The organism is Trebonia sp., assembly GCF_030042015.1.
Classification (GTDB): Bacteria; Actinomycetota; Actinomycetes; order Streptosporangiales; family Streptosporangiaceae; genus Trebonia.
This window is the reverse complement of record NZ_JASIAL010000090.1, coordinates 1-11908: the sequence shown is the minus strand read 5'-3', so window position 1 is coordinate 11908 and position 11908 is coordinate 1. Positions and strand designations below refer to the sequence as shown.

At 72.9% G+C, this 11908-nt stretch carries 13 protein-coding genes and 1 pseudogene; 5 read left to right on the top strand and 9 right to left on the bottom strand.

Annotation, left to right across the window (positions count from 1 at the left end; translation table 11 throughout):
• The 6 genes from Q1N79_RS04455 to Q1N79_RS04430 all read right to left on the bottom strand — a co-directional run.
• Window positions 1-297, bottom strand: a 297-nt coding sequence (locus tag Q1N79_RS04455; RefSeq protein ID WP_300604777.1) for a hypothetical protein, incomplete at its 3' end; no start/stop codon positions are given.
• 128 nt (window positions 298-425) lie between these two features.
• Window positions 426-791: a hypothetical protein gene (locus tag Q1N79_RS04450; protein ID WP_300604774.1), complete on the bottom strand. Its 366-nt coding sequence runs from the start codon at window positions 789-791 to the stop codon at window positions 426-428.
• Window positions 788-1102, bottom strand: a complete 315-nt coding sequence (locus Q1N79_RS04445; RefSeq protein WP_300604771.1) for a hypothetical protein — start codon at window positions 1100-1102, stop codon at window positions 788-790. The genes Q1N79_RS04450 and Q1N79_RS04445 overlap by 4 nt, the downstream gene beginning before the upstream one ends.
• A 76-nt stretch (window positions 1103-1178) precedes the next feature.
• Window positions 1179-1364 (bottom strand): hypothetical protein, encoded by a 186-nt coding sequence (locus tag Q1N79_RS04440; protein WP_300604768.1) that lies wholly within the window; start codon window positions 1362-1364, stop codon window positions 1179-1181.
• Window positions 1365-1374: 10 nt separating this feature from the next.
• A complete protein-coding gene (locus Q1N79_RS04435) occupies window positions 1375-1977 on the bottom strand; it encodes a DUF2637 domain-containing protein (protein WP_300604765.1) in 603 nt (200 codons plus the stop codon).
• Window positions 1974-2594: a hypothetical protein gene (locus Q1N79_RS04430; protein WP_300604762.1), complete on the bottom strand. Its 621-nt coding sequence runs from the start codon at window positions 2592-2594 to the stop codon at window positions 1974-1976. The genes Q1N79_RS04435 and Q1N79_RS04430 overlap by 4 nt, the downstream gene beginning before the upstream one ends.
• A gap of 179 nt (window positions 2595-2773) precedes the next feature.
• Here Q1N79_RS04430 and Q1N79_RS04425 point away from each other — a divergent pair, with 179 nt between their 5' ends.
• On the top strand, window positions 2774-2989 hold the full coding sequence (locus tag Q1N79_RS04425) for a hypothetical protein (RefSeq protein WP_300604759.1): 216 nt from the start codon (window positions 2774-2776) through the stop codon (window positions 2987-2989).
• Between the two features lie 88 nt (window positions 2990-3077).
• Here the strand turns inward: Q1N79_RS04425 and Q1N79_RS04420 are convergent, their stop codons facing one another.
• Both Q1N79_RS04420 and lnt read right to left on the bottom strand, forming a co-directional pair.
• Window positions 3078-4406, bottom strand: coding sequence for an Ig-like domain-containing protein (locus Q1N79_RS04420; RefSeq protein WP_300604756.1), 1329 nt, complete (start codon window positions 4404-4406; stop codon window positions 3078-3080).
• A 25-nt stretch (window positions 4407-4431) separates the two neighbouring features.
• On the bottom strand, window positions 4432-6090 hold the full coding sequence (gene lnt / locus Q1N79_RS04415; protein WP_300604754.1) for an apolipoprotein N-acyltransferase: 1659 nt from the start codon (window positions 6088-6090) through the stop codon (window positions 4432-4434).
• A gap of 186 nt (window positions 6091-6276) precedes the next feature.
• Here lnt and Q1N79_RS04410 point away from each other — a divergent pair, with 186 nt between their 5' ends.
• Entirely contained in the window at window positions 6277-6978 is a 702-nt protein-coding gene (locus tag Q1N79_RS04410; protein ID WP_300604751.1) for a hypothetical protein, read from the top strand.
• A gap of 3 nt (window positions 6979-6981) precedes the next feature.
• A pseudogene (locus Q1N79_RS04405) lies at window positions 6982-7824 on the top strand (DMT family transporter); the annotation flags it as partial.
• 51 nt (window positions 7825-7875) lie between these two features.
• Here the strand turns inward: Q1N79_RS04405 and Q1N79_RS04400 are convergent.
• A complete protein-coding gene (locus Q1N79_RS04400) occupies window positions 7876-9054 on the bottom strand; it encodes a GGDEF domain-containing protein (RefSeq protein ID WP_300604748.1) in 1179 nt (392 codons plus the stop codon).
• A gap of 191 nt (window positions 9055-9245) precedes the next feature.
• Here Q1N79_RS04400 and Q1N79_RS04395 point away from each other — a divergent pair, with 191 nt between their 5' ends.
• Entirely contained in the window at window positions 9246-10181 is a 936-nt protein-coding gene (locus Q1N79_RS04395) for a hypothetical protein (RefSeq protein ID WP_300604745.1), read from the top strand.
• A gap of 80 nt (window positions 10182-10261) precedes the next feature.
• On the top strand, window positions 10262-11806 hold the full coding sequence (locus Q1N79_RS04390) for an MFS transporter (protein ID WP_300604742.1): 1545 nt from the start codon (window positions 10262-10264) through the stop codon (window positions 11804-11806).
• The last annotated feature ends 102 nt before the right edge of the window (window positions 11807-11908 follow it).

Sequence of the window (11908 nt, the reverse complement as noted above, 5' to 3'; positions counted from 1 at the left end):
CTCTTCCGGGCTCAGTTTCGTCGCGGAGCTGGCCGCCTCCAGCGCCCGGCGCATCCGCTCTGCCCTGGCCTCTGCCCGGCGGCGGAAGTCGGCGACGGCGGCCTCCCTCGCTTCCTGAGCATCCCTCTGGCGCCGGTCCTCATCCCAGGTGGCCGCGCCGGGCGCCGGGCCGGTTGCCGCGCGGAACGCGGCCTGCTGCTGCGCCGGGAGCATCTTGTACACCTCGGCCAGCACTTCGGTCAGCTCGTCGTCGTCGTCGCACTCGGCGATCATCGCGGCGATCCGCCTGATGTCCATCTGCGCTCCTTTCGCGATCACGGCCCCTTGGCGCTCTAGGGGCCGTACTAGGCGCCCTGGCCTGCGCGGACGGCACCGCGCCCTAGATGGTCCTAGGGGCGCGGTGCCGCTGGCCTGCGGCCTAGGGCCTAGGGCTCGTCCCGGCGGCGCTCGCGGAGTACCTCCTCCTCGGCGAGCATCTCCGCGAACCGCTTCCGGCCGCGGTCCGCGCGGTCGAGCACCTCCTCGCCGGCCGCCTCAAGCCGCCGCCGCCGGAAGCCCGGCTCCATCGAGTCGTACCCGGCGACGGAGGCGCGCAGCTCCCGCCGCAGCCGCCGCCGCAGCATCATGCTCCGCGGCCAGCTGGCCGCGATGAGCTCCTCAATGCGGGTGAGGCGCTCCTCGGACACGTCGATCGCCCAGTCGCCCATGTCGATCGCGTCGACGGTCCGGCGGGCGAACTTCAGCACGTCGAACGGCGGGCGGCTGCCTGAATTGGCAGATGACCGGGTCACGGTTCCCTCCTGCCGTCAGCGGCCCGCAGGCGGCTGCCGTAGGTCCGGTCGATCTGCTCGGCCATCCACGCCATCCGGCGGCGCCTGAAGTCCGGCTGCGCGGTGTACGGCGCGACCGAGGCGCGGATCTGGCGGCGCAGCCGCAGCAGCGCGGGCAGCAGGCGCGGCCACGGCGCGGCCAGGGCCTCCTCGATCGCCGAGACGCGGTCCTCGTTCAGCCCGATCGTCCGGTCGGTGAAGTCGAGGCTCCAGTTCGTGTCGATGGCGTGCTGGCGCAGGCTGTAGGGGTGCCTGCGGGATGATGTGGCCAACGGTCTCTCCTTGGGTGTGCAGGGATGGGATCGGGGCCAGGCAGGTGCGGGAACACCGGCCTGGCCTAACTTTGCGTCAGAGCCTGTGGCCGACCCTAAGGCCGCCGGGCAGGCGGACGCTGGCGTACGGGCCGCGGCCGAGCGACCAGTACACGTTGGGCCTCAGCCCGCGGGCCTTGGCGTACCGGTGGTGGGCGTGCCCGGCGCCGAGATGGAAGCCGGCGTAGCCGACCACGGCGGCGATGGCGAAGATGGCGATCAACGGTGTCCTCCTATGCGGTCAGGGGATGGTGCCCGTCGGCCTCGGCGAGCACGCGCTCGCGCAGTTCCGACGCGGTCTTGCGGGGCAGCCCGAACTGCGTGGACAGCGCGTTCGCCGACCACGGGTTACCGGCCGCCAGGGTGGCCCGCATCGACGCCAGCGCGGCGGCCTCGGCGCTGCCCGGAACGGCCTGCGGGACCGTGCCGGCCTGCGGGTTCGCGGCCCGCTTGGACGACGCGCGGACGATCATCATCAGCAGCTCGTACGAGCCGACGAACGCGCCCGCGGGCCAGGACGCGATCAGCGCGGCGAGCCAGCCGTGCGGCAGCCCGGCGAGCACGTTGACGGCCAGCGTCGCGCCGATCCCGGCGCCGAGCAGGTGCCACGCCAGCCGCGGCGCGCTCTCGCGGTGCCGGGCGGCGTCGAGCAGCACCATCGACGCGGCGACGATCAGCCCGTCGATCGTGACGGGGTACATGCGGCCGACCGCGCCGGGCTCGCCGTGCGCGGTGACGACGGCGACCGCGTGCCGGTAGGAGATCACCGCGGCGACGGCCGCGACGGCGAGCACCGCCGCCACGGCCGTCCACCGGGCCAGCCGGTCGCCGTTCACGGCGCGGCGTCCGCCAGCGGCGCGATGCCGCGGTTGGCGCGCGCGACCGCCGCGAAGTCGGCCAGGGCGCGGATCACGAGGTGCATGTCGTCGCGGAGGCGGGCGAGCTGCTCGCGCGGGTCGTGGTGCGGGCAGGCGCACCCGTAGTCCAGGGTGCATGCCTCATGGGCGCCCGCGTCGCACTCCCCGGTGATGAGCCCGGCGCCGAGTGCGGCGGCCCACAGCGCCTTAGCCGCGGTCACGCCGAGGCCGTCATGCGTCTCCGGCTCGCCGTCGTCCTTGAAGACGTCGATCTGGGCGAGGATGCCGTCCCTCGGCTCGCGGGTGAAGCTGGCCGCGCAGCCCCCGGCGAGCACCGCGCCGAGCACGGTCTCCATGGCGTCCGGCGCGGGGGCGGGCTGCGTCTGCGGGCCGTCCGGGCGCGCCGCGCGGGCGCCGGGGATGACCTGGCAGTCGTCGCCGGTCATGTACGCCAGGCAGTCCGCGGTGTCGGCGCACGCGAGCGCCCGGTCCGCGTGCTCCGGCCGGTCACAGCACGGCCGGTTCTCCAGCACGGTGCCGGTGCGCCCGCAGTAGCGGCAGGCGGGCGGCTGTGCGATGGTGGTCTCAGATGTCATTCCGTCCTCCGTTGACGGTGTGATCTCAAGGGCCGTCGTGGTGCGGGATCATCACGGCGGCCCGCTTCGTAAGTGGGGATAACGCGCGCGCCCAGCTCACCCGTAACGTGCGGTAACGCACATCACGGATATAGCTAAGTCGTTGATCACAGCTTGGTATCGGAGTTAGCCTGGCCAGCGTGGGAATGCTGATCGAGGGCGGCTTCGGCGACCGGGCGCAGGCCAGGCGGCGGGCACGGCGCCGCCGCACCGTGCGGGCGGCCGCGCCGCTGCTGATCCCGCTGGCGCTCGCGCTCACGCTCGGCGTGATCCTCGCGGTCTCCGCAGGCTCGGCAACGCACATCACCCAGCAGACATCGGTGACCACGAGCATCAGCAGCACCGCGCGCCCGTGACATCGCCGCATCCGCTCGCGCTGGTGCAGACGCTGGGGTCCGTTCGGGGAAATGAATTTAGCTGTCCCGAACGGACCGTTTGTTCCCCTCAGCCGGCCAGGTAATTGTCCGGCACGGACGTGCCAACCGGCGCCGTGGCCGTGTCCGCGGGCAGCGACGACGGGCTGACGAACGTGCTGCCGTCCGGGCCCGCCTCGACCGCCATGTGCGTGGCGCTGCCCGCCAGGTACTGGCTCCAGTCGAGGAACCACTCGGTCCAGCCGTCATCCCAGTCCCCGCCCTTCGGGCTGTTGGTGATCGTGATCGGGTCGCCGGGGACGGCCATCTTGTAGTAGATCTCCGCGTCCGCCGGCGGCAGGTTCACGCAGCCGTGGCTGACGTTGGTGACGCCCTGGTCGACGACCGACCAGGGGGCGGAGTGGTAGTAGTCGCCGCTGAACGTGAACCGCACCGCCCAGTTGACCAGCTCGTCGTAGTAGCCGGGCGTGCCTTTCGTCCCGCCGATCATGCGGACCGGGTTGCCCTTGTTCACGGTCAGGTACGTGCCGTCCGGGGTCGGCATCGTCGTCCTGCCCGTGCTGATCGGCCAGTCGTACTTCAGCTTGCCGTCGACGTAGATCAGCGTGTGGTGGGCGGTCGTGCTGGCGACCGCGATCAGCGACTGGCCGATGTCGAACGTCTGGGTCAGGTCCTGGGTGCCGAACACGCCGCTGGCGCCCTCGACGCCGTCCAGGTGGCCGTCGAGGGTGACCGTCGTGTCGGCCGGCCAGTAGTCCCGCGGCCGGAAGTCGAGCGCCTCGTCCCCGTCCCAGTACCACGCCCCGATCACCGGCTTGGAGGTGGTGATCTGCAGCGACCGCTCGACGGCGGCCTTGTTCGTGATCGGCTGGTCGAACGTCAGCATGATCGGCATGCCGACGCCGTACGTCGCGTCCAGGCCCTCGTATATCTCGGTCTGGAAGGACTGGCCCGGTGTCAGCGTGCGGAACGTGCTCGTGGCCGTGACCGGGTGGCCCTGGCTGTCGGTCCCCGCCGCGATCACCGTGTACGACTGCGCGACGTCAAGCGCCCAGGTGCTGTGCCAGGTCTTGCCGTCGCTGCTCAGCGAGCCGGTCACCGGGTCGCCGCCCGTGCGCACGGTGACCTTGGTCACCCGGAAGCCGTCGAGCGCGCTGACCGTGATGCCGGCTGACGGGTTGGCGTTCACCGTGCCGGGAGCCGGGCTGATCTTCAGGTGCTTCGCGACCGTCTGCGCCGCCTGCCCCGCCACCGCCTGCGGGTTCAGCTGCGTCGCCACCGGGGTTGCGCCCGCGCAGCCAGTGGCGAGCAGGCCCGCGGCCGCGGCGAGTACGGCGACGGCGAGGTGCCGTGTTCGGCGAGCTGGGCGGTCCTGTGGTGTGCGGTGGCTGCCGTACACGCTGGGTCCTCTCGTCCGGGGCTGCCTAGTTTATCGGCGCTTGTTCCGCATTGGCCGGGTTCTCGCCAGATCGCGGGCGGCGCGGCGACCACGGGCGCCTGACGGTCCGCGCCGCCGCGTAGCCGGCGGCCAGGACCGTCAGCGCGGTGATCACGTACTCCGGCCACTGGCCGACGCGTTCGGCGAGGGTGGTGTAGGTGACCAGCGGGACCCTCGACTCGAGTTCCGCTTGCTGCCAGATCCCGCTGCTCGTGATGATCCGCCCGTCGGGCGCGATGATCGCGCTGTACCCGGTGGTGCTCGCGACGACGACCGCGCGGTCGAACTCGACGGCGCGAATCCGGGCCATGGCCAGCTGCTGGCCCGTCTCCGCGGTGAGGATGCCCGCCCGCTCGAACGTGGCGTCGTTGGTCTGCATGGCCAGCAGGTTGGCGCCGTCCGTGACGTCGGAGCGAACGAGGGCGTCGAAGCCGATCTCATAGCAGATCACGTCGCCGAGCCTGATCTGGCCGACGTGGAAGATGTAGTTGGAGTGGCCGGGCACCATGTTCACCGGGTCGAGCTGGGTCAGCGAGGTGATCTTGCTGATCAGCCCGCGGAAGGGGATGTACTCACCGAACGGCACGAGCTGCCGCTTGACGTACATGGCCACCGGTCCCTTGGCCGGCAGCCAGAGCAGGCCCGCGTTGCGCTCCGGGTCCTGCAGCAGGGCGCCGACGAGAATCGGGCGGTCGATGGCGGCGGCCGCGCCGGCGATCTCGTCGTAGACCGGCGCGTACAGCGTGGGATCGATGTTGGTGGAGTTCTCCGGCCAGATCACCAGGTCGGGGGCGGGCTTGCGGCCGTCCTTGACCTGCGCGGCCAGCTTTTCGGTGGCGACCGCGTGGTTCAGGGTGACCATCTCGTCGTTGTTCTGCGCGGCCAGGCTTCGCTCGCGCGGCACGTCACCCTGAATGGCGGCGACCTCGGCGGTGGGGGTGCCCCGCGGCACCGGGTCGAGCGGCAGGACGGCGGGCAGGACGGCGAGGCCGACGGTCGCGGCGAACGCCAGGACCGCCCAGGCCAGCCGCCTGCGATCGGCTGCCTGCCCCGGCCGGGCGGCCAGCAGCGTGAGCAGCAGCCAGCCGAGCGTGCCGCCGACGAGGGCGACGACGAACGTCAGCAGCGGCGCGCCGCCGATCGCCGCCCATCCCTGCGCCGGCGTTCCCGCCTGGCTCATCGCGAGCCGCCCCCAGGGGAAACCGCCGAACGGCCAGCGGTCCCTGAGGGCTTCGGCGGCGACCCACCAGCCGGCCACCGCGACCGGCCAGGACGGCGCTGGCAGTCGCAGCAGGAGGCGCTGTCCCACCGCGAGCACCGCGAGGAGGAGCGCCGAGGCGACGGCGAGCGCGATCCAGGCATACCAGGCCAGGTTGATCACCCACGAGACAAGCGGGACGTAAAAGGCGATGCCGAACACCAGGCCGGTCACGAACGAGGCGCGCAGCGACCTGCCGGACAGCGCGACCGTCAGCAGCGCCGGGCCGACTGCGGCCAGCGGCCACACTCCCCACGGCGGGAACGCCGCGGCGAGCGCCAGCCCGCCCCCGAGCGCGACCGGCAGTGCCCAGCGCAGCGGCAGCCGCGGGCCAGGCGGTTCCTGGCGCCGCGACGTGGTACCGGCATCCGCCCGCACAGGGATCACCCACGCAGCGTAGCCCGGAACAGGGCCGCGACGCGAAGCCGGGCAAGTTGTCTATATAGCGTGAACTCGGCAATCCGTTGCGTTATATTCAGTGCGGCAAATGCCTCGGGTGGGGGCATGCATATATGTACATATCTGCTTGTATATGTGCGAGGTTAGTATGCATGTGCGGGAATGGACCGAGACATGATCCGTATTCGCTACAAGAACCTATCCCCAGGTTTGCACGGCACGGCAGAGCGGTGCAGGCGCCGTACGACGGTGTACCTGCTGCCCGGGCTGACCGGGGGCCAGCGCAGGGCCGCCCTGCGCAGGCTGCGGCAGCAAGCGAGCCGGGGCTACGGGCCCGCGCTGCCCGGACTCGGACTCGCGTTCGCCCTCGCCGCCGACCGTTTCCGCATGGGGCTGCGGAACGCGGTGGCGGTGGTGCGGCTGCATCCGGCGGGGAGCCTGCTGCCCACCGTGCTGGCCGGCGTCCTCATGGCGTTGTTCGTGCTGGCGTCGATGTCGGCCCGGATGGCCCACATGCCGCAGGCGGCGCCGGGCGGCGGGCTGGCGGCGGCCGGGAGTCCCATCGTGGTGGGGTCCCCTGTTCTTGCTTCCGAGGCCGGCTCGCGCGATCCGGGTCCGGCCGCGCGCGGGGCCGCTGGCGGCGGCGGTGCCGGCGGCGGCGGGTCTGCGAACGCCGTCGGCGGCCCGCGGAAAACCCTGTGGTCGCTCACCGCGTCGTCAGCTCCGGACCCGGCGGGCCAGGGCAGCCGCACGCCCAAGCCAGGGCGGCTGACCGCATCCCAGCCCGCCCGCCGCCCCGCGTGCCAGCTGACGGAATATTTACGGCAATCGGCACCTTCGCCATGTCGGGCATCTCCTGGCAGTGACGGCAGGTGACGATTGAGCAGGCGCGGCGCGGCCTTGTTCGCGGTGATGGGTGTTATCTGGGGCATTCCATACCTGCTCATCAAGGTGGCGGACACCGGGGTCTCCGTGCCCGTGCTGGTCTGGGCGAGGGTCCTCGTCGGCGCGCTCATCCTGGTTCCCGTGGCGCTGGCGCAGGGCGCCTGGCGGCCCGAGCGGCGGGCCGTGCTGCTCGGGCACTGGCGGTGGCTGGTCGCCTACGCGGTCATCGAGGTCGCCGCGCCGTGGGCGCTGCTTTCGACCGCCGAGCGTCGGCTGCCCAGCTCGACCAGCGGCCTGCTGATCGCGTCGGTGCCCGCCATCGGGGTGGTGCTCGGCTGGCTGTCCGCCCGGGCGTGGCGCCAAGGCGGCGCGCGGCAGGGCGGCGCGCGGCAGGGCGGAGGTGACCGGCTCACGGGCGGCCGTGCGGCGGGGATCGCGATCGGGTTCGCCGGCGTGGCGCTGCTCGCCGGCCCGGGCGCCGGCCGCAGCGGCCTGCTGCCCGTTGCCGAAGTCCTGCTGACCGCGGTCTGTTATGCCGCCGGGCCGATCATCGCCAACCGCAAGCTTGCCGCGGTGCCAAGCATCGCGGCCAACGCGGCCTGCCTGGCGGTGGTGGCAGTCGGCTACACGCCCGCCGCGGTGCTCGCCTGGCCGCGGGAAGTGCCCTCCGCCCGGGTGCTCGCCGCGCTGATCGCGCTCGGCGCGGTCTGCACGGCCGCCGGGCTGGTGGGCTACTTCTGGCTCATCGCGGAGGTAGGCGCGGCGCGGGCCACGGTCGTCACGTACCTCAACCCCGCGGTCGCGGTGGCGCTGGGGGCGGGGATTCTCGGCGAGCGGCTGACGCCGGCCATCGGGGTATCGTTCGTGCTCATCCTGGCCGGGTCGGTGCTAGCGACGCGGCGCGTTCCTGGACGGCTCGGCTCCCATGCCGGCGCAGTCGTACACGGCCCAGCTGCCCGGCCCGCGGGACTTGGCCTGGTACAGGGCGGCGTCCGCGTCGGCGACCATGGTCGCGGCGCTGGGCGAGTCGTCGGCGCGGTCGACGATGCCGGCGCAGGCGGAGACGCGGACGCGGCCGATGCGCAGCGCCACCGGGCGGCTGACCTCGGCCAGGATGCCGGCGGCGAGCGCGATCATGCCGCCCACCCCCGGGGAGGACTCGGCTAGCACGACGAATTCGTCGCCGCCGATTCGCGCGGCGAGCGCACGGTGACCGCGCGCGACCCGGCCGATCCGCTCGGCCACTGCGACGAGCAGTTCGTCGCCCGCGTCGTGCCCATACCGGTCGTTGATCCCCTTGAAGCCGTCGAGGTCCAGATAGCACAGGCCGATCCGGCCGCCGCGGGCTGCCTCGACGGCCGCGGACAGCCTGCCGAACACGGCGGCGCGGTTCGGCAGCCCGGTGAGCGGGTCGTGCGTCGCCTGATGGCGCAGCTGCTCGCTGATGATCCGGTGCGCGTCGAGTTCCGCGCGCCTGATCGACTCCTGCTCCGCCAGCGTGCGGTCGCGCAGCGCGCCGACGTAGCCGTTAGCCAGCGCCTCGGTGACCGCCGCGACCCGCTGTTCCAGGTCGCCGTGCCTGTCAGTGACCTCCGCGCAGGCGCCCATCAGCCCTGGGAGCCGCAAGATCAGCACGCGCAGGCTCCGTCCGAGCACGCCCGCGCCAACGAAGTCCGCCATGACAAGGGCGTGCCCGACGGCAGCCGCCTGCCTGGGCAGGAACGGCGAGCCGAGCAGTATCGAGACGAGCGCGGCCGACTGCTCGGTGAGGAATTGCCGCGCGTCCGCCAGGTCCATGGGGATGTCGCCGTGGTCCCCGGCCGACTCGTCCCTGTTGACCGCGAGCGCGGCCAGCCACGCGCGGGCCAGCTGGGTCTCCGGTTCGGTGCCGTCGGCGAGCGTCGGCCAGTGGGCGGGCCGTGGGGTCGCTGTGCCGGGCCAGTGCGCCGTGGGAGCGGGCCAGGAAGCATGCAGTACTACTGGAGTACTCTGCAGGGGCGGCTGGGCGGCGAGCGGGACGGCGTGACGGCCGCGCTGCCCCGTCTCGTTCAGAGCCGTCTCGGCCATGGGGGCGCTCCTGTTCGGAACCGGCGGGGACGAGCATTGTGTGGAGCTTTGAGCGTTACTATAGGCGATCTTATTGATACAAGTAGTGCCAATCCGAATAATCTGTGATCGAGTGTTCGCTATGCGCGCCCGGCCGCTCCCCTCCGCGCGGCCGGGGACCATGAACCGCGTCTTTGGGGTAGGTGCCTTATATGGTCAGTTCAGGAAGCGGTCAGGTCGCGGACAGCGATGCCGCCGCGCAGCAGGCAGCCGAAGTCGCCGTCGAGCTGACGGAGGCGGACCAGCTTCACGACCGGCGGCGGCTTGCCATCGCGCTGAACGGGGTCGCACGCACGGCAAGCCGGGTCTTCGGCCGCGGGACCGGAATCGCCAAGCGCGGCACCGACGCGGCAAAACGCGGCACCGACGTGGCCGCCAGGCGGGGCACAGGCGCTGCCAGGCGCGGCGCGGAAGCGGCACGGCGCGGTGCCTGGACGGCCCGCCAGCGAGCGGGGACGGCCGGGCGCGGCGCCGCGTCGTTCATCAGCTGGCTCGCCACGCAGGTCGTCGCGATGGGGCCGCGGCTGGCGATCAGGGACCAGGCGACGCTGCGCGCTCAATTCCCCGGCCGCTCAGACGACGAGATCGCCGACCTGCTGATCGAGCGGGCCGCGCGCGCGGCGGCCGCGGTGGGCGGCGCCACCGGTGCCTGGGCCGCGCTGCCTGTGCTGCCCGCCTTCCCCGCCGAAGTCGCGGCGGAGACGCTGGCAGTCGTCGGCATCGAGATCAAGCTGGTCGCCGAGTTGCATGAGGCGTATGGCGTGCCCGCCGCGGGCACCGCCACCGACCGAGCGCGCGCGTATATAGGAGCATGGGCGCACCGGCGCGGCTTCTTCATGGTCCCCGGCGGGCTGCTCCTGGTCGCCGGATCGCCGCTGGCCAGGCAGTTGCGGCGGCGGCTCGCGGCCCGCGTGCGCCGCTCGACGTTCTCGCTCAGCCCGCTGTTCACCGGGGCCCTGGCCGGGGCGATGCTCAACCGCAGGGACACCAGGAAGCTGGGCGCCGACATCCGTGAGGACCTGCGCCGTCGTCCCGTCGTCAGCGCCGAGCGCATCAGCGGCCGGCCGCTGACCGACCCACGCGATTGAGCGCCGCCGCACGCTATGGGAACGACCGTGGGGACAGGGCCGGGCGACCGGGCAACGGGGGCGATGAGCTGAGCAGCGCCGTGCCAGCCCTGACCTACGCCAGCGGCAAGGGGCGCTGGGTGATCGCGGGCACCGTCCTCGGGTCCGGCATCGCCGCGCTTGACGCCACCGTGGTCGGCATCGCGCTGCCGGCCATCGGCAGGGACTTCCACTCCACGGTGGTCAGCATGCAGTGGGTCGTGGACGGCTACACGCTCACGCTGGCCGGCCTGCTGCTGCTCGGCGGCGCGCTCGGCGACCGCTACGGGCGCCGGAAGCTGTTCATGACCGGCGCCGTGTGGTTCGCGCTCGCCTCGCTCGGCTGCGGGCTGGCGCCGAACGAGGTGTTCCTGATCGGCTCCCGGGTGCTGCAAGGGGTCGGTGCCGCGCTGCTGACCCCAGGCAGCCTTGCCATCTTGCAGGCGTCGTTCGCCCCGGACGACCGGGCGAAGGCCGTCGGCGCATGGTCCGGCCTCGGCGGGGTCGCCACGGCCGTCGGGCCGTTCCTCGGCGGCTGGCTGATCACCGCCGTCTCCTGGCGGCTGGTGTTCTTCATCAACTTGCCTGTCGCGGCGGCCGTCGTCGCGATCGCGGTGCGGCACATACCCGAATCACGGGCCCCGGGTCCGCGGCCGCCCCTCGACAAGACAGGCCCGGCCCTGATCAGCCTCGCCCTGGCCGGGATCACCTACGGCCTCATCGCCGCGTCGGACAGCGGCTGGTCGTCGCCGCTGGTGCTGGGGAGCCTGGCCGCCGGCGCGGTCGTGCTCGCGGCTTTCTGCGTCACCGAGGCGCGCAATCCCCACGCGCTGCTCCCGCTTGCCGTGTTCGGCAGCCGCCAGTTCGCGGCCGCCAACGCGGTCACGTTCGTGGTCTACGGTGCCCTGGGCGGTGCGCTGTTCCTGGTGCCGATCGTGCTGCAGGAGGTCTGCGGCTACAGCCCGGTCGAGGCCGGCGTGGCGCTGCTGCCGGTGACCGTCATCATGCTGGCCCTGTCGGCCAGGTCCGCCGGGCTCGCCGCGCGGATCGGCCCGCGCCTGCAGATGACCGCGGGCCCGCTGGTCATCGCGGCGGGAATGGCGCTGTTCACACGGCTGGACCGCAGTGGCGACTACCTGACCCAGGTGCTCCCCGCGATGCTGGTCTTCGGGTTCGGGCTGGCGATCAACGTGGCGCCGCTGACCGCCACCGCGCTGTCCGCCGCGCCCGCCGGGCACTCCGGCGTCGCCTCCGCGGTCAACAACGACGTGGCCCGGGTGGCGAGCCTGATCGCCGTCGCCGTGCTGCCGGGGCTGGCGGGCATCACCGGGGAGGCTTACCTGCATCCGGCCGCCCTCCTGCGGGGCTTTCACACCGCGGTGCTGATCGCCGCCGCGGTCGCCGCCGCCGGCGGCGTGCTGGCCGCCGCCACGATTCGCAACCCGGCCAGGCGCCGGGAGCGCGCGAAGCCTGCCCCGCCGGACGAGCACGCGCTCACCTCCATGAGCTGCGCGCTCGATGCGCCGCCGCTGCGCTCCGGCACGGTCAGGTACGCTCGGCAGGTGGCTGCCGGAGGGGCAGCGCGGCGCCGGGAGGACGGACCATGACAGCGCAGGACCCGGCGGCCACGGTCGCGGTCCGGACCGCCGCCCGCGCGGCCAGGACCACCGTGACCGCGCTCGCCGCCGCCCCGGACGCCGCGATAGACG

Excerpts from the sequence above, each read along its gene's own strand:
- Q1N79_RS04430 (WP_300604762.1), bottom strand. The coding sequence starts at position 2,594 with ATGACATCTGAGACCACCATCGCACAGCCGCCCGCCTGCCGCTACTGC.
- Q1N79_RS04410 (WP_300604751.1), top strand. The coding sequence starts at position 6,277 with ATGATCCGTATTCGCTACAAGAACCTATCCCCAGGTTTGCACGGCACG.
- Q1N79_RS04400 (WP_300604748.1), bottom strand. The coding sequence starts at position 9,054 with ATGGCCGAGACGGCTCTGAACGAGACGGGGCAGCGCGGCCGTCACGCC.
- Q1N79_RS04395 (WP_300604745.1), top strand. The coding sequence starts at position 9,246 with ATGGTCAGTTCAGGAAGCGGTCAGGTCGCGGACAGCGATGCCGCCGCG.